Origin of the sequence: Pedobacter changchengzhani (genome assembly GCF_004354365.1) — a bacterium.
GTDB lineage: Bacteria > Bacteroidota > Bacteroidia > Sphingobacteriales > Sphingobacteriaceae > Pedobacter > Pedobacter changchengzhani.
Genome location: NZ_SJCY01000003.1, coordinates 234,837 through 258,911, shown reverse-complemented (window position 1 = coordinate 258,911; position 24,075 = coordinate 234,837). Strand labels below are relative to the sequence as shown.

Here is a 24,075-nt window from a genome sequence, read left to right as displayed (position 1 = left end):
GTTGCTAATTCAAATTGTTATTGGTACTAAACCAATTTCTGCAGTTCATTATAAAGTTTTTCAGTAGGTAAACCCATAACATTGGTGTAAGAACCTTCAATACGTTCTACAACAGCTAAACCCCACCAATCTTGTACGCCATAACTTCCTGCTTTATCATAAGGCTGAAAATTATCGATATAAAAATCTATTTCTTGTTTAGAAACAGTTCTAAAATAAACCTCGGTTTGATCAAAAAATGAAATGATAGTTGTTCCTTTAACTAACGTTACGCCAGTATAAACTTCGTGCCTTTTGCCAGATAATGTGGCCAACATCTCTTGTGCATGCGCTTTATCTTCAGGTTTACCTAAAATTTCGTCGTTCAGAGAAACAATAGTATCGGCGGTAATCACAATTTCATTTGCCGAAGCGTTAAAGGCCTTTGCTTTTTTCTCTGCAATATATACTGCAATTGCCGAAGGACTTAAACCTTCAGGATAACTTTCATCAATATCTTTCAATTGCACACTAAAATTTAAGCCCATTAATTTTAGCAATTCTTGCCTGCGTGGAGACTTTGAAGCGAGTATAATATTCAAATTTTTAAGCATATTTTATTTACATTTCGGGCAAAAATAGCAAAAGCGACCATAAGTCGCTTTCATTATTTTTAAAAAAAAATGAATTACATATTTTCTGCAGGTTTTACGTCGCTTGTGGTTTTTTGTCGATCGCCACCCTTTTTCATTCTTTCTTTCTGCTCATCCTGCATCACTTTATATGTTGCTTTTTGATCGTTAGTTAAAAGTGCATCAATTTTATCGTTGTCATCTCTTCTTAATTTCATCACTTTTTCTCTCATTGCAACTTTATCATCTCCGGCTTCTTCCCTTATTTTTGTCATGGCTTTTGCCTGATCCATATATATTGTTGAAACCTTTTCTTTTTGATCGTCGTTCAACTTTAATTTTTCAACTAAACGATCTGTCATTTTTTGAGCTCTCTCTTCTGGTGTGCCCCAATTTTTTTGTTGTGCGTTTGCGTAAGTCATTACTGAGAATACTAGTGCGCAAATCATCATTAATTTTTTCATATTTTCTACTGTGTTTAAATTGATAAAACCTCTATTAAATTGGTTTAAGATTTTAGTTTTTGATTGAAATTTTGAATGATTTGACTGGTCATTTTTTAAATAGTTTAATTTCGAAGAAGCAACAAAACAGTTACAACCGATAAAAACTTATTTAATGCATTTAAGTCTTCCAACCCAAACATCGCCAATCTTAAAAGTGTAGTATTTACGGCCATCAGCATGAAAGTTCTCGATGAACTTATTCTTAGAGATGGTTGGCAAATTGCCGTAAATATCCAAAAAATCTTCCTCATCAAAATAATTAAAATCATCACACAGCACCCATTCTAATTCTGCTTTAATTTTACCCCCAAATATTTGCTCGGGAAAGGATTTTTGTACAGTTGATGGTGTGAATATATTTCTAGTTTGCCCAAAATGATCGACCTTTGCACAATATATTTCAGACCGAATAAACGTTTTGTTAAACAGCCAAATTTGTAAATCGTAGGGCGGAGCCGAATTAAAAAAGAATTCTTCCCACCGATCAAAAGCGTTTTTAAAATGACCAACCATCAATTTAAAGAACCAAATAGGTGGGTTTCTTTTAACCGGCCTATACCATGGATCGATAAAAAAACGATTATAGGTTTGACCGTATTTATTATACTCTTCGAAGGTGGGCAACAACATTTTTGTCGCGATCTTATTAAGCTTTTTAATTTGCCGGGGCCAACCACGAATTTTTTTCTTATTTTTCAAAATATCATCAGCGTTAATTTCCCACGTAATTATCGGAAAAAAGAATTTAAAAAAACTTTAAATTTAACGCAAAAAAACGACCCAAAGATCGTTTTACAATAACTTAAATATTCCTAAAATAAACTATTTACCCGAATCAGAAGCTATTGCTTGTTCATCACTCCATTTATATTGAACTTTCATCACCTTTTCGATGATATTTCGGGCGGCGGTTTTACCACCAGCATAATGCGAAATAAATTTAGAAACTGCTTTGATTTCTTCCACCGCATCAGCAGGGCAAGTTGGTAGCCCAACCAACTTCATCACTTCTAAATCGGGAATATCATCGCCCATATAAAGCACTTCAGTTGCCTTTATATTTTTAGAAGCTATGTATTTATTAAATATATCAACCTTGTTACCAGCACCTAAAAAAATATCCTTAATACCTAAATTTGCAAATCGTTTGGCCATTGCAACCCCATTACCGCCAGATATTATACAAACGTTATACCCTTTTTTAACAGCTAATTGTAGTGCATAACCATCTTTAATATTATAAGTGCGCAACGCCTCTCCCGATTCTGTTAATTGCACAGAACCATCAGTTAATACACCATCAACATCAAATATTAAAGTTGTAATCTCTTTGAGCTTTTGTAAAACCATAATGAGTTAAAGGTTATCAGTTGTGAGTTTTGTGTTATAGGGCTTTAACCTCGTAACCCAAAACAGGTAACAGGCAACCTGAAAGTTATTGATTATCTCTCCACTCGTAAACCCAAGCAGTTTGAATTTGCTCTAAATGACCTTCGCTACTTTCCTCGCGTGTGCCTTTAAAGTTATCTAAACTTAAAACCCATTCAATTAATTCGGTAAAGCGAATGCGATAAATCTTAGTTTCACTAAAATCATCTCCAAATTTTTCATATAAAGAAAGCGCTATATCTTCATAGTCGTTCCAGTGAATAGGTAAAGCAAAATTATTATTGTTCATTTTGTTGTTTTAATGTTTAAAATTTGAAGATTGTACTATTTGTTACCAGTATAAACTTTCTGTCTTCCGGAATTTTTAGCTTTCCGACTCTTTTAATGCCCCATAAACCCAGATTGATCTGGAATGGTAACTTCAATATCGCCATTTATAACTAAACATTGGCAACCTAAACGGGAAGTAATCCTTGGGCGAACGGCGCGATCGATAAAATCTTCTTCCTTATCAGATATTTCTTCGATGTTATCCATCCCTTTTGTTACGTAAACATGGCAAGTACTGCATCCACATACACCACCGCAGTTATGTTGCAAATCTATTCCATTATCTAAGCAAACATCAAGAACAGATTCTCCTGCTGCGATAGGCAACACAATAGATTCGTGATCTGCCTCTTCAAAATTTATTGTTAATTTAAAAATACTCATAATTACTTGCAAAAGTAATAAGCAAATCGGCAATTTTAGTATTTGTGTACCAATTTAATGCTATTGCTTAAAATTTGATAAATATTGAACAACTCTGGGTTATTCTCCAAAGCGTTTAAATGATTAATTAGTGTTAAATCGTCCTTACGAAAAGCGGGGCCGGTTTGCACATTTTCGGGTAAGTTGTGTTCAATTTTTTGTGCTGTTTCAGCTATCAACGGGCGAATGATGTCAAAATCCAACCCTTCATTTGATAAAATCTGATTTGCCAATGTGTAGAGATGATTGGTAAAGTTACCTGCAAAAACCGCCGCTAAATGCAAAACTTTTCGTTTTTCTCCATTTAATACGTAAACTTTGTTGCTCAGCTTTTTAGCTAACTTTTTTAAAACAGATAATTGGTTTTCATCATCAGCTTCAATACACAAAGGAATATTTTCAAAATTTACATCCTTTGTTTTTGAAAAAGTTTGTAATGGATAAAATATGCCTGAGTTTTTAATATGTTTTGATATCACTGCAATATCTACAGAACCAGCAGTATGTACCACTAAACCTGTAACATCTTTTAGCTGAAGAACAACATTTTCAATCGCATCATCTTTAACCGCTATAATATATAAATCAGCCTCTGCATTTACATTTTGTAAATTACTAATTGGTATTGCGTTTAGCTTTTGAGCAAGTATAATGGCATTTGTAATATCTCGACTAAAAACCTGTGTAATTTCTTCGCCAATGGCATATAGTGCCAATCCCATTTGTGTTGCTACATTTCCAGAACCAATTAGAACGATTTTCATCTACGCTGATTTGATCTCGCTTTTTCTTCTAAAGATTGAGATTAAAAACCCGAAAACCATTATAATAGTACCTATCCAATATAAATTGATGTAAGGAAATTCTATCGCTTTAAAAACAACCCAATCTTTAGCTTGTTGCGGTTTTTCATAAACTAAAAGTTCTACTTTCTTTTCATCGGGTAATACTTTAGAAAAACGAACTTTTAAATCCAGCTGATCGATTTTTCTAGCGAAATCGAAAGTATTATTTCCTTTTATTAAAAAAATTGGTTCAGCGTTGTAAACTTTTCCGCCAGCACTAATTTCTAAAGGTAAACCCGCAGCAAAATCGCCTTTTGTTAACACTAAATCTTTAGCAGTCGGCTTATTGTTTAAGGCCATTACTTTAATTACACCGCTAGAAATATGGATGGTATCGCCCGTTGCCACTTTAACAATACGTGGTGCTTTATAATTTTCATCGTCACTGTGGCCTTCATGGTCGTCGTGGTCTTTTTGCTTTATCGCAGCGCTGGTTATGTGCGTATAAATATCGTAAGTTAAATAATGCTTTGTGTCTGGCGAAGCGATTAAACCCATTTTTTCATTGTCTTGAACATGAGGATTTAATTCAAATTCCTCTTTCAATTTACCAGTTTTCTCATCAAAAACTTTGTAGTTTATGCGATAAAATGTATTAGGAGCAATAGTAGTATCGCTAATGTATGTTACCATAAACTTGCCCATTTTTTTAGGTTCGTTTTTATACAGCATAATATTTTCGCCAGGCTTTTCTACTTTCTCAAAATCTTTAACGGGAATGAAATTATTCGCGTTAACAGATAAAGGCTTGGTAGTTGCAGCAGCCACCACAGCACCAAGTAAAAGGAGCGCAAAACCAATATGTGCAATTGCCGAACCTGCCAATTTCAGTTTACCTCCAAACACCCTGTACAACACACTTGCATTTGATAAAACCGCAAATACACAACTGAAAGTAATTAAGATAAACATACTGTTAGAGTATATTTTGGTGATATACGCTACGCCTGCAGAGATTACGATAGAAAATAAAATAACTGAAATTAAACCACTATAAAACTTCCGTGGATCGGTTCGTTTGTATTTTAAATATTGAGCGAAACCAGAAATCAAAGTAATTAACACTGCAAATGGTGCTTGCCACTGGTTATAATATTTTACAGCATCAATTGGTGGCGCAAAGTTGGTTCCAAATGCTTTATTAAATACAGGCACAGAGGTTGAAAATATTACCTGAATACAAGCAACTGTTAAAACTAAGGCACCAATAAACATCCAAAATTCGCGAGAGTAAGTTTCTTCATCTTTAGTTGTTATTGGCAGTTCTTTCCATCTTGTTACCAAAAAGAAAACAGCAATTGCCAAGAAAACTACGATGTATAAAACTAGGTGTCCGAACATTCCCATATCAGTAAATGAGTGTACCGATGTTGACCCTAAAACTCCACTTCTTGTTAAAAATGAAGCATATAATACCAAAATAAAACTTACAAGTACTAAAGCAATGGCAGTAAAATAAGCGTGCCCAGTATTTTTAAAAGCGATAATTACGTGTACGCCTGCAATTAAGGTTAACCAAGGGATTAAAGATGCATTTTCTACAGGATCCCAAGCCCAAAAACCTCCGAAGTTTAATGCTTCATAAGCCCAAAATGAACCCATAATTATTCCCGTACCCAAAATCATTACGGCAAATAAAACCCAAGGCATTACAGGTTTAATCCATTCTCTATATCGTTTTTGCCATAAACCAGCAATCGCGTAAGCAAAAGGAACAATCATACTTGCAAAACCCAAAAACAGCGTTGGCGGATGAATAACCATCCAGTAGTTTTGCAATAATGGATTTAAACCTCTACCATCGGTAATAAATTTAAGGTAATTTTTGAAATTTTCTGGATTGGCAAATACAACAGGAGCCATTGATTTCAAATCAACCGCATCGCGAAGTAGAATAAATGGTGAGCTACCAATGCGTTCGCCAAAAATTTCTACGCCTAACAACATCGAGGTTAAAAAAACCTGTGAAAATGCAATTACCGTTAATACCGGCGCTTCCCAAGTTTTAGCTTTCCAAATTAAAATAGCACCCAAAAGCGACTGCCAAAACGCCCAAAGCCAAAAACTGCCCTCCTGCCCTTCCCAAAAAGCCGAAACAATATAGTAAACAGGAAGTTCTTTTGATGAATGTGAATACACATAATTGTATTCGTTAAAGTGATTTAAAATTAGATAGAAAAGCGTTGCACCAATACCAATAATACTGGCCCAATTAACTAAAAAACCCAAACGACCGATATTACGCCAGGAATTATCTTCTAAATTTTTATTCTTAGTGGCAAAGAAATAAGCCACGGTTGATAGTATTGAAGCACAAAAGGCCAAAACAATAAAAAACTGACCGATTTTACCCGGCAATAGGTTTTCGCCTACAAATTGAATATCCATTAAATTTATTTATATTTTTCTTCGCCGTATTTACCAACTGCTTCAACCTTACCATCTTTATTAACCTCTACTAGGTTATCATTATACTTCGAAGGGCATTTCATTAAAATTTTCGAAGCATAAAAAGTATCGTCATTCATCTTTCCGATCAATACCAATTTTTCTGAACGTTCAAAATCTTGTGGTTTTGTACCGCTGTAAATTACCTTGCGTATTTCGCCTTTATCATCTTTCATGTTAAAAGAAAAATGATTAGGATCTTTGGCAGCATCATAATAAGTCCCTTTCGATTTCTCCCAGTAGCCCATAACGTGCTCTTCTTTATTAGAAGCTGTTGCCTCTTTAAAATTGGAATAAGAATTTGTATCAGCATTTAAACTGATTAGAAAACCAATACAAATGGCAATGGTAATTAACCCAACTATCGCGCTTTTTTTCATAATATAGAACTTATAAAAACTGATCACAAAGATAGAAAAATACGTTTATCGCAAAGGCTTTTAGATAATGCTAGTAGTTATATTGACACTAAACTGATAGTTAACCGAAGATTGACATAAAAATGAGTTTCAACACACCAAAGTAATCGGAGCACCGCAGTAATAACGCTAAAAAAAATACCCATTTGTGGGTATATACCAATATACAGGGTTGATTTATGTTTGTAATAGATTTTAACATATCACAAAATTAAATGACTGCTCAAACAAAAAATATCGCCTTATCTGCAATCTATTTCGGTTTATCAACCGTAATAACTGGCTGGTTTATTTTCATAGGCAAAGATTTTTACAGCAGTTTTAATAATATGGCGTTATCTGGAGCAATTGCCGGTGGGAAGTGGGGCTTGCAAATTTTTATGGCGCTAATTTTTGTCGGATTTCGAAAATGGGAATTTGTTAAAGAAATTGGATTTGTATGCCTTATTGGCTCCCTATTACTTCTTACTTATTATCCCATCGGATTTTTCGGCATAACCAATGGCTGGCAATTTATATACGCTTTAGCAATTGCTGTGTTAGGAATGATCATACTTTATTATAGGGCAATAATCAATAACGGCTTTCCAATAAAATGGTTCATTCGGTGGGTGTGCTGTTTGGCTATCGCCATTATTTTACAATTAACTGTGGTTTTCCACATTATTTAAATAAACAAAAATAAATTAACATGAAAAAAATCTTAATTACCCTTTTAGTTGCCGCAAGTTCGGTAACTGTTTACGCTCAGCTTGGTGTTACCGCTGGCTTAAACATCGCTAAGTACACGTACAACAATGGTTCAGAAAAAAAATCTCTTACATCATTTAACGGAGGTTTAGTTTACAGAACTACATTATCGAAAGATTTTAAGTGGCAACCAGAACTTGTATTTACTGGTAAAGGTGCGGTATCTACGCCCCCTGCAAATAATATTTTAGGTGTAGAGAAGTATAAAAACAAATTAAACTACATTGAATTTGGAAGTCCGTTTATTTACAACACCAATTTTGGTGGAGACGATAATTTAACATTTGACATGGGACTTGGCCCCTATGCCGCATATTTAATTAGCGCTGTAAATAAGGCTGAGAAATTTGATGGCACGACAACCAAAAGAGATTTCGCAATTGGGAGTGGCACAGCCGACGAATTTAAAGCGATGGATTTTGGCTTAACTTACGTGGTGGGTGTAATTGTTCAGAAAAATATTGGCGTACATTTAAAATACGATCAAGGACTTAGAAATTTAGAACCAAATTATGCTGTAAAACTTCATACAGGTAATTTTGCTGTAAACCTCACTTATTATTTTAATAAATAGTATTTTTAATACCCGGCAGAATTGGAGCAGCTCTCGATTTTTTTTAAAAGGGCCTAAGCGAAACCGAGGAAAGGCTGCGTACTGATTTTCAAAACCAAAAAGCCTTGCAGATTAAATTCTGCAAGGCTTTTCACATTAAATAGATTGCCACATCTCGAAGAAAAATCGAGATTCGTAATGCCGATAATGCCTTAAGGCCAAACGCCTAAATTCATGTAAGAAACAGCAATTTTATCAATCGAATTAACAAACGCTGCAGTTCTTAAAGTTTGCGTTAGCGGTTTGTTCATTAACGTTTCGCGAATTTCGTGGTAAGAATGAATCATGGTATCTTCCAAACCAGAATTAACCAAATCAATTTCCGATGCACCTTTAACAATCATTTGGCGGTGCTCAGGAAGAATAGTTTTTCCGGTTAAATTTTCTAAAGTTGCAATTAAATTTGCATTTGAATTGGCTGCATAACGGTTTTCCATACGTCCAAAAGCTACGTGAGAAAGGTTTTTTAGCCATTCGAAATAAGATACGGTAACACCACCAGCGTTACAATACATATCTGGAATAATCATACCTCCCATTTCGGTAAAAATAGCCTCAGCTTCTGGCGTTGTTGGTCCGTTTGCACCTTCGGCAATAATTCTTGCTTTAATATTGCGGATGTTGTGTTCTGTAAACTGATTTTCTAAAGCCGCTGGCACAAGGATATCGCAATCTTGCTCCAAACCTTCCATTGAGTTTTTAAAATCAGTTGCACCAGGAAAGCCCAAAATTGAACCTGTATTTTTACGGTGAGCGAAAACTTCATCTACATTTAAGCCATTGGCATTGTAAATAGCACCTTCATACTCGCATAAGCCTACAATGGTTGCACCAAATTCGGTAAGGAACTTTGCCGAATGGTAGCCTACATTACCTAAACCTTGAACAATTACTCTTTTATCGCCCAAACCAGCCTTGAAACCAATTTTAGCCATATCTTCGGCAACATCTACACACTCGCGAACGGCATAAGCAACACCACGACCCGTTGCTTCTTTACGCCCACGTATTCCGTGCAACGCAATTGGTTTACCCGTTACGCAACCCAAAGCATCTAACTGACCAGGATTCATAGTCATGTAAGTATCTGCAATCCAGCTCATTTCGCGTTCACCCGAACCATAATCTGGCGCTGGAACATCAATACCGGGACCGATAAAATTTTTCTTAATTAATTCAGTTGTGTAGCGGCGGGTGATGGTTTCTAATTCGGCAACACTATACTGTTTGGTATTGATTTTTATGCCACCTTTTGCACCTCCGAAAGGAACGTTTACGATTGCACATTTGTATGTCATTAATGCTGCAAGCGCCATAACTTCATCCTCATTTACCATTTCGCTGTAACGAATACCACCTTTTGTTGGGCTCATGTGATGCGAATGTTCTACGCGCCACGCATCAATAACTTCGAAACCGTTTCCGCGACGAATAGGGAATTGGAAGCGATAAACACTATTACAAGTTTTAATCTGGTTCAATAAACCTTCTGGATGATTGGTAAATTGTGCCGCACTGTCAAAGTTTTTGCAAACATCTGCAAAAAATTTGTTCTCGTCTGCTAGATTAGCCATTATTTAATATTTTATGAATAAGTATGGTGCAAAATTGGGCAAAATAAATGCATATATCCAAATGTAAAAACACTTAGTGTAACGCAAACACTAGCCAAATTCTCGCTACAAAAGAGGTTTAAATTGTTTAAACATTGTTTTTACACATCATTTCTTTTTTCGATTTTTTTTAATCTTTTATCTAACGAGAATAGATAGACCAATAAACCGACCAAAATAACCACAATGCAAATTACAACAACATAGATTTTACCGTTACTGCGTAATGCATCTGCCATTTCAACACCGTTGTCCTGCGCAAATAATTGCATTGTTGAAATCAATAATATTAGTGAGAAAAGTATTTTTTTCATTTTTTTTATCCCCAAACCCCAAAGGGGCTTTTTTTTATGCTGTAAATAACGATGTTTCTTTATGCTTGTTCTTTATCCCCAAACCCCAAAGGGGCTTTTTTGTTACGCAGTAAATAGCGTGGGTCTTTGTTCCTTGCTCTTTGTTCCTTAATCCTTAATCTCGTATGTGTTGTTCCTTATTTTCGATGGTACGTATTCTAAATCGAATGGTGTAAACCCAATAGCCAATTAATATCCACCCTAAACACGCCGGATAAAATACCATGCGCATTCTGCTATCTAAATCGTAACTGTTAAAACCCGGGTTGCCGCCATTGCCTGGATGCAAAGAATCTTTCAAACGTGGCAATACGAAAAGCAAAACCACCATCATCGGGAAGGCGAAAATATTATATATAGCCGACAATTTTGCTCGCTTTTGTTCCTCGTCTATCGCATTGCGAAGGATTAAGTATGCAAAATATAATAAGATTGAGATGGCCGCAAAATTTTGCTTTGGATCAAAACTCCAAAACTGGCCCCAAGTAAATTTAGCCCATATTGCGCCCGTAATTAAGCCTAAAAACCCGAAAATTATCCCTGTATTTACGCTCTCTACAGCTTTTAAATCATCTATTTCACTTTTTGTACTCAATGATCTCACACTGTAAAATACGGAGATTGAAAACAATACCATCATGGCAAACCACATGGGTACGTGAAAATATAAATTCCGAATGGTTTCATTTAAAATGGCTAAATGAGGCACTCCAAGTAGTAAGCCTGCTATGGTAGCATAAACTACCAAAAATGAAGCTAAAATTTTCCACCAAGTTTTTTTCATATCCTTTTTTAATTTGCTAACTCAAAGTATTCATTTAATAAATGAATGAATATTTGCGCGCTATTTAATCTAAAATTATAAATTCACGAATTATCATTTTCACTAATTTACCTAATCCCTCCATAAGTAAGGGAACAATATTAAAGATGCAGCAACCGTCATTACGTTTACGATAACCAACATACCTATTTCATCATAACTGGTATCCCAAGGTAAACCATCAACAGCATTTTTAGCCAGTCTAATTAATAAAATTAAAACGGGAATAATAATTGGAAAGCTCAAAATCGCCATTAACATACCACCATTACCGGCTTTACTTGCAATGGCCGAAACCATTGTAAAAACTGTTGAAAAGCTAATGCTACCCAAAATTACCGCAAAGTAATACATCACTAAATCGGGAGGTGTAAAAGTATCAAATACCATTACATAAAACCCCAACGCCACGGTAGTTAGGAGAATCATTAATAAGGTATTGTAAAATGTTTTGGAGATTAAAACCGCAGCCGGACTAGCCAAAATATAGCTGTAAAGTTGCTGGCCTTTAGTTTCTTGCAAAAAACTTTTTGAAACCCCATTTATAGATGAAAACAGCATAATCACCCAAAAAAGTGCATTCCAAATGAGTTTATCGCCGAGACTAACGAAAGACAAGTAGCATGTAAATATTGTAGAAACCATGTACAACAACACACCGTTAATAGTGTATTTCGATCGCCACTCTAAAAGTATTTCCTTGTGGATTAGATATTTAACCTCTTTGGCCAATTGCATAATCGCAAAGATACTTTTATTCGTAAATTTTTCGGCTGTAAATTGTTGGATAGTTGTAATATTGCATTCGAATTTTAGATTTTAGAGTTAAGATTTCAGACTTAAATAGCCCAAATAACCACGCTATGGAAAATCATTATGCTTCGGTTGTGCCTTCCCCTATCGGCGATATATTTATCGTGGCCGATGATTTTAATGTTACCGAAATAACTTTTGCTGAAATAAACATTGATGGTTTAAAAGAAAATACCATCACCCAATTAGCAGTTAGGCAACTGCAAGCCTATTTCAAAGGAACGCTACGAGAATTCAGTATTCCTACCAACCAAAGCGGAACAGAATTTCAAAGAGAAGTTTGGGATAATTTACTTAAAATAAATTACGGTGAAACGATTTCATATGCTAAATTTTCTGCACATAAACCGTTGGCTATACGGGCAATTGCTGCAGCGAATGGAAAAAATAAATTAGCCATTGTTCTTCCTTGCCACAGGGTAATTGGCACTAACGGAAAATTAGTTGGCTATGCGTGGGGCTTGTGGCGTAAAAAATGGTTGCTTCAACATGAAATAGAGGTTTCGCAAAAAGGGCAAACGGAATTGAAGTTGTAAAAAACCCATTTTGGTTGTTAATACGAACTGGCTTTTCTTTTATACTTTTTAAGCGCTTCACAAACATCAATTTCTCTGTGTTTATCTTTTTTTATGGTAAAATTATATTTAAACAGTTATATTTTCTCCTTTTTTTGTACTGAAAAGCATAAATATAACACCAACTAAAAGCACAATCCACCCCCATTGAAAGTGAACAACTTTACCAATTAATTTATTCGCAAAGCCATACTTTGTATAATTATTGGCTGTAAAATATACAGCGGCAACTGCTAAAACAAACCAAATAGACATTACAAAGCTCATAAAACGAAAGGCACCCACTTTCCTGATAAACAAGAATAAAACCGCAATTGAAATGATGGTGTAGGTAAGAAAAAACAATCGAGCATCAGATTGATATAAATTCCAATTTCCTTTAATTGGCACTTTTAACATTGGGCAAAAACCCGAAATAAGGCACAATAAAATACCTAACCAAGCCCTAAATTTATTTAGTATTAACATACTGACTTACGATTTTAGAATTACGAATTACAATTGAGAAATTGAGCAAAATAATAGCACTCATAGCAACCAACTTACAACTTACAACTTAATACTTATAACTTACAACCTCTACTGTCCTTCAACAATACCCATTTTATCGGCAAAGTGTGCACAGTAATCGCGTAGATCTTCTACAATTAAAGTTTCGTTAGTGGCTTTTAAAAAGCTATCGCCCATGGTTTGCAAAGTTTCGTAAAAGAAGCGCTTCATTTCATCAACAGGCATATCTTTTGTCCACAAATCAATGCGCATAGAGTTTTTATAATTATGGTCCCAAAGTGCTAAAATCATTGCTTTAACGGGAACTTTATCAGTCGTTTCTGCATCAGTACTTTCCCAAAGAATATTGTCTGGGTTGTTGTTATCATCCAACTCAACGGTAATTTTTATTTCGGCTGTTTTCATTATAAAATAGGATTGCATCGATTAAAATGATTTTAGAGCAAATCATTTTAACTTTAATGCTGGTATATAAATTGTTTTTAAAGTTGCAAATATGCAGATTTTAGTAAAGAAAAATAAAATTACAACGTTTTAATTATGTAATAATAAGAACGAAATCACAGTAAAAGCGATGAAGAAAAGTTCAATTAGCCAAACTCGCTTTAGGTTTTTGAGAATAAATCTGAAAATTAAATCGATAACAACACTCACTAAAATAAGTATTGACAGCATGACTTTGTAGAAAGGCCCCATATTGATGTTTGCCAATCCTCCAGCAGGTCTGTTATGAAAAAAGCTAACGACTAAAAATGCAACACCAAGCGATGTTATAATATTTAAAGGAGTAATTCTGAATTTCATCGCGCAACTTTTTACTTTTTCTTATCGAATTTTTTACCTTTTTTAAAGAATTTCACTTCCTTACCCGCTTTCGCCTTTGCCTTTTCTCGTGCTGTTTTTTCAATCGCAGCTGCATGTTTCTTTTCGTGGAAAGCACCCTTAAAATCAGGATCGTCTTTCCTTTTTTGCATATCGATTTCCTTTGCAATGTACTGGCGCTCTTCGTAAGGTGTTTCGTCAATAAAAACCCCTTCAGGAATTTCTGCAACAGGAATATATTGGCGAATTAACTTTTCAATTTTACGGATGTAATATTTTTCGGCATCTGTGGCTAAAGTAATGGCATCGCCTTTGGCAAAAGCCCTACCTGTACGCCCAATTCTATGTACGTAATCTTCAATAATTATGGGCACATCAAAATTTATAACATGACTTACATCACTCACGTCAATACCTCTACTTGCTACATCGGTTGCTACTAAAACACGCACCTTACCTTCTTTAAAGCTATTTATAGAGTTAATTCGGGTATTTTGACCTTTATTTGCGTGGATAACCCTAACATTTTGAGCACCATATCTTCGTTCGATAAAATTAAAAATATTATCAGCTACGGTTTTGGTTTTACAAAAAATAATCAGGCGCGTAAAAGCTTCATCATCTTTTAACAAATGTTGTAGCAGATTAATTTTAGTTTTAAAATTTGGCACATAATACAAAACTTGCGTAACATTAGCAGCCGGTGTTGCCTGCGTAGAAGCTTCAATTACAAGTGGGTTATTTAAAAAATCACCAGCAATTTTTTGAACTAAATCGCTCATCGTAGCAGAAAAAAGCAAGTTTTGTCGTTTACGGGGCACAATTTCTAAAATCCTGTGGATAGAGCCAATGAAACCCATATCCATCATTTTATCAGCTTCATCCAACACCAAAAATTTTAAACTTTGGGTGTTGATTGTGCCATCTAAATAAAGATCTAAAAACCTGCCCGGTGTTGCGATTAGAATATCTATACCTTTTCCTATTTGCTCCTTTTGTGTTTTCGGCCCTATTCCACCAAAAATTACCAACGATCGCAAATCCGTGTAAGTAGAAAAAAGTTTTACTTGTTCGGCAATTTGCATCGCTAATTCTCGTGTTGGCGATAAAATCAGCGCTCTTGGGTGTTCGCCTTGAGCGTACTTTAATTGCATTAAAATTGGCAGCACAAAAGCTGCAGTTTTACCTGTTCCCGTTTCAGCAATACCAAAAATATCTTGTCCTGATAATACCGGGGCAATTGCTTTTTCCTGTATCGGCGTGGCAACGGTGTAACCTGCATCGGCAACTGCATTTAAAATTTGCCTGTTTAACTTAAATTCTTCGAACGATTTTGCCATAGCGCACAAAGATAGGTTTTTTAAGCGGGAAGCTTAAAGACCAAAGCTGAAAGCGAAAAGCCAATTGTAAATTTAAAGTTCAGTGTAGGAAATTTAGGGGTAAAGCAATTCCAGTAACTCGTCTGTTACGTAAGCCCTGCTCTCCGCTTTACTCACCCGAAAAAATCGGGTTTCGTGCTCGCTACGATCAGGTTTATTTAACCCAAAACAGCAACATTAAACTCAATCCCCTCCTTTCAACCGCTTAAACTCGATACTTGATACTCACATCTTGATACTAATTTACTACCTTTGAAACCATGAAAACTTACCTAATAAAAGGCGCTACAGTTGTAAACGAAGGACAACAAATTGTTACCGACGTACTAATTAAAGATGGGTTTATTACCAAGATTGGTCAAAATTTAGTTGCAAATGGCGCAACTGAAATTATTGCTGAAGGGCAGTATCTTTTGCCAGGCATGATTGACGATCAAGTTCATTTCCGCGAACCTGGCTTAACACATAAAGCCGATATTTTTACAGAGAGCATGGCTGCCGTTGCTGGCGGAATTACATCTTTTATGGAAATGCCAAATACAGTTCCGAATACGTTAACACAAAGTTTACTTCAAGATAAGTACAATATAGCCGCAGAAACATCGCTTGCTAATTACTCTTTTTACATGGGTGCGAGTAATGACAATATTGAAGAAATACTAAAAACCGACCCAAAAAATGTTTGCGGATTGAAAGTTTTTATGGGTTCATCAACAGGTAATATGTTGGTAGATAATGAAAAAACTTTAGAAAATATTTTTAGTAAAGCACCGCTTTTGGTTGCTACACATTGTGAAGATGAAGCAACAATCCGTAAGAACCTTGCAACATTTAAAGCAAAATACGGAGAAGATTTAACGATTGAAATGCACCCATTAATTCGTGATGTGGAAGCCTGCTACAAATCTTCATCATTGGCGGTAGAATTGGCAAAACGTTACCAAACGCGTTTACATGTGCTTCATATTTCTACGGCTAAAGAAATCGAATTGTTTGATAATTCAATTGCCTTAAAAGACAAAAAAATTACTGCCGAGGCCTGCATTCATCACCTTTGGTTTAACGATAAAGATTATGCTGCCAAGGGAAATTTTATTAAATGGAACCCAGCAGTAAAAAGCGAGGACGACCAAAAAGCGATTTTGGCAGGTGTTTTAGCGAATAGAATTGATGTTATTGCGACTGACCATGCACCACATACAATGGAAGAGAAGCAAAAACCATATTCGCAGGCACCCGCTGGCGGACCATTGGTACAGCACGCTATTCCTGCGCTTTTAGAAATGCATTTGAATGGCAAAATAACATTAGAGAAAATTGCAGAGAAAACAGCTCATGCAGTTGCGGTTTGCTTTAATATTGAAAAACGTGGTTTCATTCGCGAAGGTTATTGGGCAGATTTGGTTTTGGTAGATTTAAATGATCCTTGGAAAGTTACAAAACTTAACAATTTTTATAAGTGCGGTTGGAGTCCGTTTGATGGCAATACTTTCCAAGCAAGTGTTACACACACTTTTGTATCAGGCAATTTGGCTTATGTTAAAGGGAAATTTACTACCGATCAGATTGGAAAGCGATTAACTTTTGAGAGATAGTTTTGTTATATTTGTTTTAGGCTAACAATTTAAAGATGACAGATCTACAATTATACTCCGAAATTTCATCTCTTCCTTCAAACTTAAAGCAGGAAGTATCTGAGTTTGTTGCGTTTTTGAAACAAAAATCTAGACAGAAAAACAAAACATCTTTAGCAAATATAGGAGTTGAAGAACCTGAGGTTATATATAAGTCTAAATTATCTGAAATTTTATTAGCAGACCCTGTTTTTACTGAAGAGCAGATTAAGAAAATTGAAGAAACAAGAAAATCAATAAGTGGCGAAATCATGGAAACAATCATAGTTCATCCTAAAAATGAAGAACAACTTATTGCGTTAAAAGCTGTAATGCGAGTTTTGAACATTGATTTTCAAACTGAAAAAAGCCCTTATAATCCTGAATTTGTCAAAGAAATTTTGCAATCAAGGGAAGACTTTAAAAATGGCAAAGGCGTTAAAATTGCTATTGAAGATTTATGGAAGTAATTTTTATGCCAAAAGCACTAGAGCATTTAAATTTCTGGAGAAAGTCTGGCAATAAAATTATTCAGAAAAAAATAGAACAATTAATTTTAGCCATTCAAGAAAACCCATTCGAGGGAATAGGGAAACCTGAACCGCTCAAGTATGAATTATCAGGTTCTTGGTCTCGTCGTATAAATGAAGAACACCGAATTATTTACGAAATTCATGATGATGGAATTGTAATATTAGAAATCCAATCTTTAAAAGGGCATTACAAATAGTGAATAGTCGTTCCACACTAAAAAAAACTGCATTTTTATTTGCATTTTCTTTCCTTATCTTCCTTCTCGGATTTTCCCCTTCAGCTGTTCAAAAATATTATTCCGCGGGTTTATACCCTTATATTTCATCGTCGTTAAGGTTTATTTCTTCTATATTTCCTTTTGCCATTGGCGATTTTATTTATGCGTTGCTAATTGCATTTGTGCTTTATAAAATCATAAAGTTTTTTAAACGCAGAAAATTACTAAATAAACAACATCGAATTACGGTTCCACTACAGGTTTTAAATTTCTTTCTAATCCTATACATTATTTTCAAAATAGTTTGGGGCTTAAATTACAGTCGCCCTAGCGTAAGCAAAACATTAGGCATTGGAAATGAGAAGTATAGCGTTAAAGAATTGGTTTTGTTAGGCGATTATTTTGTTAAAAAAACGAATGATTTGAAGCTTAAACAAAGTAAAATTCCAGCTTATACAATTAATGAATTAGAAACAAAATCGGCTTTGGCATATAATTTAATGGCGCAGAAAAGCCCATTATTCAGGTATTCAAATCCATGTTTAAAATCTGTTTTAAGCCCTTATTTGGTTAGCAAGGCTGGCATTGAAGGTTATTATGCGCCGTTATCTGGCGAAGCCAACATGAATATGAACTTACCCGATTTTGTAAAACCTTATGTTTCTTGCCATGAAATTGCGCATCAATTGGGTATTGCTTACGAGGATGAAGCAAATCTTATTGGCTATTTAACGGCAAACAATAGCAATGATGTGAATTACCAATATTCTGCCAATTATGAAATGCTTAGGTATATTTTGTTCGAGGTTAGCATTAAATCGCCAGATGATTATAGAATTTTACACGATAAGCTCTCGCCACAAATTTTAGCCGATTTTAAAACCGAAAAAGAATTTTGGAAAAAATATAACGGAGAAATGTTTGGCTATTTGGATACTGCCTTTGATAGTTTCTTAAAACTTAACAATCAGCCAAAAGGGATAGATAGCTACCAAGATATTGTAGTTTGGCTATTTAATACGCATAAGATGGAATTATGAGTTACTTAAAAGTGTTATGAGTTGCGGGTTATGTGTTATCTGGCTGGATCCTTTAATTTTAGTGTTATGAGTTACGGGTTTCGGGTTGCAAGGCTGGGTTCTTTAGATGATTACCAAAAAACAATGAAATATGATTATATGGTACCAGACCCACAACTCGCAACCGATAACAGGCAACACCCTACCCATGTATCGCCTCTCTCGTTCCAAAACTTTGGATTAACTCGCCTTCAAATTCTAACCATTCTGCCCAGCGTTTATCCACGTTAACATCTGCACTATATTTACGAGCAAAGTTTAAAAAAGTGGTATAATGTCCTGCTTCAGAAACCATTAATTCATGGTAAAACTTTGCTAATTTCTCATCCTTTATGTTTAGAGAAAGTACGCGAAAACGCTCGCAACTTCTGGCTTCAATCATTGCAGCAAATAAAAGCCTGTCGATAAAAGCTTGGTTTCTGCTTCCGTCTTTTTTACTGAATTTAACCAAACGACCAACATAGTCATCTTTTCGCTCTCTGCTGAGTGTGTAACCGCGTTCTTTAATTATGTCGATAACCATCTGAAAATGTTGCATTTCTTCGATCGCAATTGCCGTTAACTCCTCAACCAAATCTTGGTATTCTGAATTTTGGGTAATTAAAGTAATGGCATTCGATGCAGCCTTTTGTTCACACCAAGCATGATCAGACAAAATTTCTTCCAAATTTGATTCTGCAATGTTTGCCCAACGAGGGTCCGTTAATAATTTTAATCCAAGCATTTTGAAGGTAAGGTTAAGGTTGCGCCTAAGGCTGAGGTTAAGGCTAAGCAACACTACAAAATTAAGATAATTTCCCATTAGATTAAGCGGAGATATCAATATAGCTTCTAAACATTAGGTTCGCGTAAAAACCAGCGTTATTCTGCGAACCTTATCATTTTAAATCTGAGGGAAAAATATTTTCCCTTTAGACCATAAAAAACCTTTATTTTGTAAAAATCATGAGCATAAATAAATTATTAATTATTGGATTTGTTTGGCCTGAACCTACCTCTTCGGCGGCGGGAACGAGGATGATTCAGTTGGTTGATTTATTTTTAAGCAGAAACTATGAAATTACTTTTGCCTGTGCAGCAACGAAAAGCGATTTTAGCTATGATTTTACGGATAAGAATGTCGCAGAACAAGTGATTAAGTTAAATGATGAAAGTTTTAACCACTTCATAAAAAATTTGAACCCAGATGCTGTACTGTTCGATCGTTTTATGGTTGAAGAACAATATGGTTGGCGTGTACAACAGGAATGCCCAAATGCACTCAGAATTTTAGATACGGAAGATTTACATTTTTTGCGTAATGCGCGACAGCAAAGCGAAAAAAAGCAAGAAGTTTTAGATTTATTTTCTGATACCACCAAGCGTGAAATTGCCTCTATTTTACGTTGTGATGTATCTTTAATTATTTCTGAAGTAGAAATGGCCATTTTAAAAGAACAATTTAAAATCGATGCCTCTTTACTTTATTACTTGCCATTTTTAGAAAAAGAAATTACCGCAGAAAACATTGACAATTGGATTTCGTTTGATGAGAGAGCAGATTTCATATTTATCGGGAATTTTTTGCACGAACCTAACTGGAACACTTTACAAGTTCTGAAAACGAAGATTTGGCCTTTGCTTAGAAAGAAATTACCAAATGCTAGCATGAACATTTATGGTGCTTACGCAACGCAAAAAGTTTTGCAATTAGAAAATAAGCATGAAAAATTCGTTATTAAAGGCAGGGCTTTGAATGCCCAAGAAACCATTGCTAAACATAGAATATTGCTTGCTCCTATTCAATTTGGCGCTGGTGTTAAAGGAAAATTTATTGATGCTATGCAAGTTGGTACGCCAACTGTTACCACTTCTATTGGTGCAGAAGCCATGAAAGGTACTTTAGAATGGAATGGTTTTATCGAAGATGATTTAGAAGTTTTTGTTGATAAGGCTGTAGAATTATATGCTAATAAAGCTTTATGGACTAATGCGCAACAAAATGGTAGTAAAATTATTAATGAGCGTTACAGTTGGGGTTTATTTGCAAATGATTTCATGCTTAGAGTTGACGAACTGTTTTCAACGTTAATTAACCATCGCCAAGCTAATTTTTTCGGCCAAATTTTAAATCATCATACCGCTCAAAGTACTAAATATATGTCGCTTTGGATTGAAGAAAAGAATAAGAAATAAGTTGGAAAGTGCAAGGTTTGAAAGTCAGAAATCTAATACGATGAACTTTAAAAAGCCGTTTGAAGATTTAGCTAACATTGACCATAGAAAAGCCAAAGCGTCCGCATATTTCGGGGAGAAAAGTGATAATAATTGCAATCTGGATTTAACCTTTAAGTTTTTAGTTGTCACAAGATTAAAAGAAGTTAGCGTTAGGTTTCGTTTTATAACTCATTAATTTAACATGCTGATAGCGAAATAAAATTACTAAACCCATAAAGGGCATCGTACAAACAATAGCCATCAAAACGATTTTCTCTACCTTATTCAGTAACTTATTCTTCCATAACCTATAGAAGGAGATTATAACAATTCCTATAAAAATTAAGACAGCTATTAATTGCAAAGTGCTCATAGATATGCAAATATATAAAGTAATCGTTTATTTATCTTGGACGAATTCAATTCAATCAACCAAAAGTATAAAAGGTTAAATTTTAGTTTTTTATTTCCTAACATCAACAGTTCCCTTTATTTATAAACCTGATGGTACGAAAAGCCCCGATTTTTTTTCGGGCTTGTAGGGACAGCAGGGCTGCAGAAGTTTAGCATTACCGAACCCTTTATTTCCAAATCTTTAATAATCAAACTTTCTTAAAAAAAATTAAAGAAGGCTTCTAATACGAGATCAAAAGCCTTCTTTTTAAGTAAATAGCTGCAATTATTAAAAATTAAGGGCCAACTTGGTGAAAAGTTTACGTCCGTTAAAACCCATTTGAACGGCATCCCAAGCACCGCCTGTTTCGCCATCATAAGCAGATAGTTTTGCGCCTTGTACGTAACCCAAATCTGGGTGCGTATTAAATACATTATCCACCCCAAAAAATATGGTTACTTTTTTAGAGATTTTATACGAACCGTAAAGATCTGTAACTACTTTTTAATAATGAAATACAAAAAACTTCTCCAATACAACGTATATTAGCTGTTTTTGTGCGATAATTGTGCATATATATGGAAGTTATCAACTTATTTTAGGACCGAATATAACAATGAGAAAACCACTTAAAATTGGACAAAAAGAGTATAAGTTCAAAAAAGACGCAATTACTCATTATCGAAAAATACTTAATTCTTATGAATTTAATCAATCGTTGAATACTACGGACTTCAAAGATTTAATGAGCTTATTAGATTACGACTACGTTTGTTATGTTATTGAAAATGAGGACGAACTTATTGATGAGACGGAAGATGAAGATATAGATGAACTTCGCGAATTTTTATATTCAAACACACCATCAAATGAGTTAATTATCCTAGACATTAAAATTGCGAAAGTTCAATTTAACACCAAATGTTTTGAACTTTTTTACAAAGATGGTTCAAGCGAATACATATCATATTTAATGATAATTAATAATGCAAAGTATACTCCCGAAAAACAGTTCAATGTTGCTTGCAGAAATGCTATTCATAAAGATATTAGAAAAGTCAAACAAAAATTTTTTGACGATAATTCTATAAAAGGACAGGTGAAGTGTCAAGAAACGGGTTTAATGTCCAAATGGATCGAACTAACAGTAGACCACAGACAACCAAATACTTTTTCTATAATTGTTGACCGATTTAAGGAAGTAAATGCAATTGATTTAGTTTTAATTGAATATACATCAAACGATCAAAATCATATTATATTTAAAGATGAAAATTTAACAGAAAAATTCAGAAAATACCATATGGACAAAGCTAGTTTACGAATTGTGCGAACCGAATGTAATTCAAGCAGAACTGGTTTAGCTAGACTGAAAAGGACATCTAAAGACTTAACAATCCAATAAAAAAAAACTCCAGCTAACAACAATTGAATTAATATAAAATATGAAAGATAAAATAGGTTTCAATATTGGTTTTGCTCTTATAGCATTTACATTAGGTTTGGCATTATTGAGAGAATTTGATTTTCAAAATTTTGTGTTTAGAAAGCAAATATTAGGTTTTCTTTACCTAATTGTATTTATTTTCAGCGTAGTCCTAACATTCAAGAAAAAACAGAAGGAAACAGAAAAATAGAAACACCCTCACACAGCAAATTTGTTCAAAAATGGTTGCCTGTGGCTTACATTAATTTATCAGTAATTTTTATTTAATTTATTGCGGTTCGAAAGTAGTTCCACAAGCAATACCATTTCTTTCCAAAACGTTACACACCATCTAAACTAACCAAACAACTATTGAAAAATATATGAAACTGAATAATTCATTAAAAACAATTCTTTTAGTGTGCTTAAGTTTTGCGTTTTACTACCTCCTTTTTTCAAATTTTACACCTATAAAAGTAAGCCTCGATAAAATAACGCAGCAAGGTTTAATTAGTTATGTTTTGACGTATCCAATAATCGGAATTCCGCATTTATAGGCACCGCATTGATCGATAGTAAAACAGTTATTTTTAAAAGTATTGGCCTTTCAGCAAATATTCATTGCAATATTATTAAGTGTATTTTTCACTTTACCAATATTCGTAGACGGTTTATTATTTTTTAAATTCAACCAATAAATTGAAAATTTAATTGCAGGCACAATCGTTGCAGGTTTTATTGAAGAATTGTATTTTAGAGGACTCCTATTTGGACTGCTTAACAAAGGATTGCTTAAATTGTAAAAACAAACAAAATGAAAACTATCATTTCCGTTATTCTACTATATTTTATTTCTTGGTACACTAAGCCCGAAACTAAAATTCTTGAGCGTAATTCAAATCCTCAACAACATAAGCAAATAATAACACAAGAAGATTTGTTTAAACTCGACTTTAACTCAAAAGGGGATTATGTAAAAATTACGCCATCGAAAAAGTCAGGATTTAAATTCCCTGATAAATCAGCAAAAACAGCACCCGTTAAATTTGGCGACTTTAATGCAGACCATAAAAAAGATGTATTGGTAAATTTGGGTGCATGCGGAACTGGAGGTTGTATGTACGGTTTATTTTTAAAGCAATACAATAATTTTTACAAGTTAGTCTTTATGGACTATTTGAAAAATATGGAATTTAAAGTAGAAAAAAACGGTTTATGGACTATTGAATCATCCGAAGAAATCGAGGCTTATAATCCTTCAAAACTTCGAATTACAGTTTTTAAATTCGACAAAAAAAAATATCGCTACAAATTAGACCGCACTTATACGTACATCGACGAAGAATGAAAAAACGATGAACGAGTTAAAAATACCGAACCGCTAAATGGGTTTT

At 34.4% G+C, this 24,075-nt stretch carries 30 protein-coding genes; 12 read left to right on the top strand and 18 right to left on the bottom strand.

Annotated features, from left to right (window positions below; all coding sequences use genetic code 11):
• Positions 1–26: 26 nt before the first annotated feature.
• From EZJ43_RS06225 to EZJ43_RS06185, 9 genes are all read right to left on the bottom strand, one after another.
• Positions 27–581 (bottom strand): Maf family protein, encoded by a 555-nt coding sequence (locus EZJ43_RS06225; RefSeq protein WP_449406368.1) that lies wholly within the window; start codon positions 579–581, stop codon positions 27–29.
• An 86-nt stretch (positions 582–667) separates the two neighbouring features.
• Positions 668–1,075 carry a hypothetical protein gene (locus EZJ43_RS06220; protein ID WP_133261819.1) on the bottom strand — a complete coding sequence of 136 codons (408 nt, stop codon included), beginning with the start codon at positions 1,073–1,075 and terminating at the stop codon, positions 668–670.
• A 147-nt stretch (positions 1,076–1,222) separates the two neighbouring features.
• Positions 1,223–1,747, bottom strand: a complete 525-nt coding sequence (locus EZJ43_RS06215) for a hypothetical protein (protein WP_165953091.1) — start codon at positions 1,745–1,747, stop codon at positions 1,223–1,225.
• A 192-nt stretch (positions 1,748–1,939) separates the two neighbouring features.
• Positions 1,940–2,467, bottom strand: a complete 528-nt coding sequence (locus tag EZJ43_RS06210; RefSeq protein WP_133261817.1) for a KdsC family phosphatase — start codon at positions 2,465–2,467, stop codon at positions 1,940–1,942.
• An 85-nt stretch (positions 2,468–2,552) separates the two neighbouring features.
• Positions 2,553–2,795 (bottom strand): Fe-S cluster assembly protein IscX, encoded by a 243-nt coding sequence (gene iscX / locus EZJ43_RS06205; RefSeq protein ID WP_133261816.1) that lies wholly within the window; start codon positions 2,793–2,795, stop codon positions 2,553–2,555.
• Positions 2,796–2,887: 92 nt separating this feature from the next.
• On the bottom strand, positions 2,888–3,220 hold the full coding sequence (locus EZJ43_RS06200) for a 2Fe-2S iron-sulfur cluster-binding protein (RefSeq protein ID WP_133261815.1): 333 nt from the start codon (positions 3,218–3,220) through the stop codon (positions 2,888–2,890).
• A gap of 35 nt (positions 3,221–3,255) precedes the next feature.
• Positions 3,256–4,023: a Rossmann-like and DUF2520 domain-containing protein gene (locus EZJ43_RS06195; RefSeq protein ID WP_133261814.1), complete on the bottom strand. Its 768-nt coding sequence runs from the start codon at positions 4,021–4,023 to the stop codon at positions 3,256–3,258.
• A complete protein-coding gene (locus EZJ43_RS06190; RefSeq protein WP_133261813.1) occupies positions 4,024–6,492 on the bottom strand; it encodes a heme lyase CcmF/NrfE family subunit in 2,469 nt (822 codons plus the stop codon).
• 5 nt (positions 6,493–6,497) lie between these two features.
• The gene (locus tag EZJ43_RS06185) at positions 6,498–6,932 is read right to left on the bottom strand and encodes a cytochrome c maturation protein CcmE domain-containing protein (protein ID WP_133261812.1); all 435 of its coding nucleotides are present in this window, start codon (positions 6,930–6,932) and stop codon (positions 6,498–6,500) included.
• 254 nt (positions 6,933–7,186) lie between these two features.
• Here EZJ43_RS06185 and EZJ43_RS06180 point away from each other — a divergent pair, with 254 nt between their 5' ends.
• A complete protein-coding gene (locus EZJ43_RS06180; RefSeq protein ID WP_133261811.1) occupies positions 7,187–7,642 on the top strand; it encodes a hypothetical protein in 456 nt (151 codons plus the stop codon).
• Positions 7,643–7,662: 20 nt separating this feature from the next.
• Positions 7,663–8,295 (top strand): porin family protein, encoded by a 633-nt coding sequence (locus EZJ43_RS06175; protein WP_133261810.1) that lies wholly within the window; start codon positions 7,663–7,665, stop codon positions 8,293–8,295.
• A 191-nt stretch (positions 8,296–8,486) separates the two neighbouring features.
• On the opposite strand, the gene EZJ43_RS06170 is transcribed toward EZJ43_RS06175, so the two are convergent.
• The 4 genes from EZJ43_RS06170 to EZJ43_RS06155 all read right to left on the bottom strand — a co-directional run bounded on the left by EZJ43_RS06170 (position 8,487) and on the right by EZJ43_RS06155 (position 11,861).
• Complete coding sequence (locus tag EZJ43_RS06170; protein WP_133261809.1) at positions 8,487–9,908, bottom strand: Glu/Leu/Phe/Val family dehydrogenase; 1,422 nt, start codon at positions 9,906–9,908, stop codon at positions 8,487–8,489.
• A 140-nt stretch (positions 9,909–10,048) separates the two neighbouring features.
• Entirely contained in the window at positions 10,049–10,261 is a 213-nt protein-coding gene (locus EZJ43_RS06165; protein ID WP_133261808.1) for a CcmD family protein, read from the bottom strand.
• 154 nt (positions 10,262–10,415) lie between these two features.
• Positions 10,416–11,084: a cytochrome c biogenesis protein gene (locus EZJ43_RS06160; RefSeq protein WP_133261807.1), complete on the bottom strand. Its 669-nt coding sequence runs from the start codon at positions 11,082–11,084 to the stop codon at positions 10,416–10,418.
• 111 nt (positions 11,085–11,195) lie between these two features.
• Positions 11,196–11,861, bottom strand: coding sequence for a heme exporter protein CcmB (locus EZJ43_RS06155; RefSeq protein ID WP_133261806.1), 666 nt, complete (start codon positions 11,859–11,861; stop codon positions 11,196–11,198).
• Positions 11,862–11,986: 125 nt separating this feature from the next.
• Between EZJ43_RS06155 and EZJ43_RS06150 the strand changes: the two genes are divergently transcribed.
• On the top strand, positions 11,987–12,472 hold the full coding sequence (locus EZJ43_RS06150) for a methylated-DNA--[protein]-cysteine S-methyltransferase (protein WP_133261805.1): 486 nt from the start codon (positions 11,987–11,989) through the stop codon (positions 12,470–12,472).
• Positions 12,473–12,580: 108 nt separating this feature from the next.
• Here the strand turns inward: EZJ43_RS06150 and EZJ43_RS06145 are convergent, their stop codons facing one another.
• From EZJ43_RS06145 to EZJ43_RS06135, 3 genes are all read right to left on the bottom strand, one after another.
• Positions 12,581–12,979 carry a hypothetical protein gene (locus EZJ43_RS06145; RefSeq protein ID WP_133261804.1) on the bottom strand — a complete coding sequence of 133 codons (399 nt, stop codon included), beginning with the start codon at positions 12,977–12,979 and terminating at the stop codon, positions 12,581–12,583.
• Positions 12,980–13,090: 111 nt separating this feature from the next.
• Positions 13,091–13,426: a gliding motility protein GldC gene (gene gldC / locus EZJ43_RS06140; protein ID WP_133261803.1), complete on the bottom strand. Its 336-nt coding sequence runs from the start codon at positions 13,424–13,426 to the stop codon at positions 13,091–13,093.
• 410 nt (positions 13,427–13,836) lie between these two features.
• Positions 13,837–15,183 (bottom strand): DEAD/DEAH box helicase, encoded by a 1,347-nt coding sequence (locus tag EZJ43_RS06135; RefSeq protein WP_133261802.1) that lies wholly within the window; start codon positions 15,181–15,183, stop codon positions 13,837–13,839.
• Positions 15,184–15,482: 299 nt separating this feature from the next.
• Between EZJ43_RS06135 and EZJ43_RS06130 the strand changes: the two genes are divergently transcribed.
• The 4 genes from EZJ43_RS06130 to EZJ43_RS06115 are packed head-to-tail and all read left to right on the top strand — an operon-like array spanning position 15,483 to position 18,626.
• Positions 15,483–16,817: a dihydroorotase gene (locus EZJ43_RS06130; protein ID WP_133261801.1), complete on the top strand. Its 1,335-nt coding sequence runs from the start codon at positions 15,483–15,485 to the stop codon at positions 16,815–16,817.
• Between the two features lie 35 nt (positions 16,818–16,852).
• The gene (locus EZJ43_RS06125) at positions 16,853–17,305 is read left to right on the top strand and encodes a DUF2683 family protein (protein ID WP_133261800.1); all 453 of its coding nucleotides are present in this window, start codon (positions 16,853–16,855) and stop codon (positions 17,303–17,305) included.
• Positions 17,306–17,310: 5 nt separating this feature from the next.
• A complete protein-coding gene (locus EZJ43_RS06120; protein ID WP_243718050.1) occupies positions 17,311–17,565 on the top strand; it encodes a Txe/YoeB family addiction module toxin in 255 nt (84 codons plus the stop codon).
• Entirely contained in the window at positions 17,565–18,626 is a 1,062-nt protein-coding gene (locus EZJ43_RS06115) for a DUF3810 domain-containing protein (protein WP_243718049.1), read from the top strand. Before EZJ43_RS06120 ends, EZJ43_RS06115 begins: the two co-directional genes overlap by 1 nt.
• Positions 18,627–18,807: 181 nt before the next feature.
• On the opposite strand, the gene miaE is transcribed toward EZJ43_RS06115, so the two are convergent.
• Positions 18,808–19,389 carry a tRNA-(ms[2]io[6]A)-hydroxylase gene (miaE, locus tag EZJ43_RS06110; protein WP_133261797.1) on the bottom strand — a complete coding sequence of 194 codons (582 nt, stop codon included), beginning with the start codon at positions 19,387–19,389 and terminating at the stop codon, positions 18,808–18,810.
• Between the two features lie 221 nt (positions 19,390–19,610).
• Here miaE and EZJ43_RS06105 point away from each other — a divergent pair, with 221 nt between their 5' ends.
• The gene (locus EZJ43_RS06105; protein ID WP_133261796.1) at positions 19,611–20,840 is read left to right on the top strand and encodes a glycosyltransferase family 4 protein; all 1,230 of its coding nucleotides are present in this window, start codon (positions 19,611–19,613) and stop codon (positions 20,838–20,840) included.
• 703 nt (positions 20,841–21,543) lie between these two features.
• On the opposite strand, the gene EZJ43_RS17055 is transcribed toward EZJ43_RS06105, so the two are convergent.
• Positions 21,544–21,696, bottom strand: coding sequence for a hypothetical protein (locus EZJ43_RS17055; RefSeq protein ID WP_165953090.1), 153 nt, complete (start codon positions 21,694–21,696; stop codon positions 21,544–21,546).
• A gap of 175 nt (positions 21,697–21,871) precedes the next feature.
• Between EZJ43_RS17055 and EZJ43_RS06100 the strand changes: the two genes are divergently transcribed.
• The 4 genes from EZJ43_RS06100 to EZJ43_RS06085 all read left to right on the top strand — a co-directional run bounded on the left by EZJ43_RS06100 (position 21,872) and on the right by EZJ43_RS06085 (position 24,029).
• On the top strand, positions 21,872–22,660 hold the full coding sequence (locus EZJ43_RS06100) for a DUF3223 domain-containing protein (RefSeq protein ID WP_133261795.1): 789 nt from the start codon (positions 21,872–21,874) through the stop codon (positions 22,658–22,660).
• A gap of 40 nt (positions 22,661–22,700) precedes the next feature.
• Entirely contained in the window at positions 22,701–22,892 is a 192-nt protein-coding gene (locus EZJ43_RS06095) for a hypothetical protein (protein WP_133261794.1), read from the top strand.
• Positions 22,893–23,379: 487 nt separating this feature from the next.
• Positions 23,380–23,484, top strand: a complete 105-nt coding sequence (locus EZJ43_RS17605) for a CPBP family glutamic-type intramembrane protease (RefSeq protein ID WP_133262011.1) — start codon at positions 23,380–23,382, stop codon at positions 23,482–23,484.
• Positions 23,485–23,495: 11 nt separating this feature from the next.
• Positions 23,496–24,029, top strand: a complete 534-nt coding sequence (locus tag EZJ43_RS06085) for a hypothetical protein (RefSeq protein ID WP_133261793.1) — start codon at positions 23,496–23,498, stop codon at positions 24,027–24,029.
• The last annotated feature ends 46 nt before the right edge of the window (positions 24,030–24,075 follow it).

Bases quoted from the DNA above. Each gene is read 5' to 3' on its own strand.
- EZJ43_RS06220 (WP_133261819.1), bottom strand. From the start codon at position 1,075: ATGAAAAAATTAATGATGATTTGCGCACTAGTATTCTCAGTAATGACT.
- EZJ43_RS06215 (WP_165953091.1), bottom strand. From the start codon at position 1,747: ATGTTGTTGCCCACCTTCGAAGAGTATAATAAATACGGTCAAACCTAT.
- EZJ43_RS06210 (WP_133261817.1), bottom strand. From the start codon at position 2,467: ATGGTTTTACAAAAGCTCAAAGAGATTACAACTTTAATATTTGATGTT.
- iscX (WP_133261816.1), bottom strand. From the start codon at position 2,795: ATGAACAATAATAATTTTGCTTTACCTATTCACTGGAACGACTATGAA.
- EZJ43_RS06200 (WP_133261815.1), bottom strand. From the start codon at position 3,220: ATGAGTATTTTTAAATTAACAATAAATTTTGAAGAGGCAGATCACGAA.
- EZJ43_RS06195 (WP_133261814.1), bottom strand. From the start codon at position 4,023: ATGAAAATCGTTCTAATTGGTTCTGGAAATGTAGCAACACAAATGGGA.
- EZJ43_RS06190 (WP_133261813.1), bottom strand. From the start codon at position 6,492: ATGGATATTCAATTTGTAGGCGAAAACCTATTGCCGGGTAAAATCGGT.
- EZJ43_RS06185 (WP_133261812.1), bottom strand. From the start codon at position 6,932: ATGAAAAAAAGCGCGATAGTTGGGTTAATTACCATTGCCATTTGTATT.
- EZJ43_RS06180 (WP_133261811.1), top strand. From the start codon at position 7,187: ATGACTGCTCAAACAAAAAATATCGCCTTATCTGCAATCTATTTCGGT.
- EZJ43_RS06175 (WP_133261810.1), top strand. From the start codon at position 7,663: ATGAAAAAAATCTTAATTACCCTTTTAGTTGCCGCAAGTTCGGTAACT.
- EZJ43_RS06170 (WP_133261809.1), bottom strand. From the start codon at position 9,908: ATGGCTAATCTAGCAGACGAGAACAAATTTTTTGCAGATGTTTGCAAA.
- EZJ43_RS06165 (WP_133261808.1), bottom strand. From the start codon at position 10,261: ATGAAAAAAATACTTTTCTCACTAATATTATTGATTTCAACAATGCAA.
- EZJ43_RS06160 (WP_133261807.1), bottom strand. From the start codon at position 11,084: ATGAAAAAAACTTGGTGGAAAATTTTAGCTTCATTTTTGGTAGTTTAT.
- EZJ43_RS06155 (WP_133261806.1), bottom strand. From the start codon at position 11,861: ATGCAATTGGCCAAAGAGGTTAAATATCTAATCCACAAGGAAATACTT.
- EZJ43_RS06150 (WP_133261805.1), top strand. From the start codon at position 11,987: ATGGAAAATCATTATGCTTCGGTTGTGCCTTCCCCTATCGGCGATATA.
- EZJ43_RS06145 (WP_133261804.1), bottom strand. From the start codon at position 12,979: ATGTTAATACTAAATAAATTTAGGGCTTGGTTAGGTATTTTATTGTGC.
- gldC (WP_133261803.1), bottom strand. From the start codon at position 13,426: ATGAAAACAGCCGAAATAAAAATTACCGTTGAGTTGGATGATAACAAC.
- EZJ43_RS06135 (WP_133261802.1), bottom strand. From the start codon at position 15,183: ATGGCAAAATCGTTCGAAGAATTTAAGTTAAACAGGCAAATTTTAAAT.
- EZJ43_RS06130 (WP_133261801.1), top strand. From the start codon at position 15,483: ATGAAAACTTACCTAATAAAAGGCGCTACAGTTGTAAACGAAGGACAA.
- EZJ43_RS06125 (WP_133261800.1), top strand. From the start codon at position 16,853: ATGACAGATCTACAATTATACTCCGAAATTTCATCTCTTCCTTCAAAC.
- EZJ43_RS06120 (WP_243718050.1), top strand. From the start codon at position 17,311: ATGCCAAAAGCACTAGAGCATTTAAATTTCTGGAGAAAGTCTGGCAAT.
- miaE (WP_133261797.1), bottom strand. From the start codon at position 19,389: ATGCTTGGATTAAAATTATTAACGGACCCTCGTTGGGCAAACATTGCA.
- EZJ43_RS06105 (WP_133261796.1), top strand. From the start codon at position 19,611: ATGAGCATAAATAAATTATTAATTATTGGATTTGTTTGGCCTGAACCT.
- EZJ43_RS06100 (WP_133261795.1), top strand. From the start codon at position 21,872: ATGAGAAAACCACTTAAAATTGGACAAAAAGAGTATAAGTTCAAAAAA.
- EZJ43_RS06095 (WP_133261794.1), top strand. From the start codon at position 22,701: ATGAAAGATAAAATAGGTTTCAATATTGGTTTTGCTCTTATAGCATTT.
- EZJ43_RS06085 (WP_133261793.1), top strand. From the start codon at position 23,496: ATGAAAACTATCATTTCCGTTATTCTACTATATTTTATTTCTTGGTAC.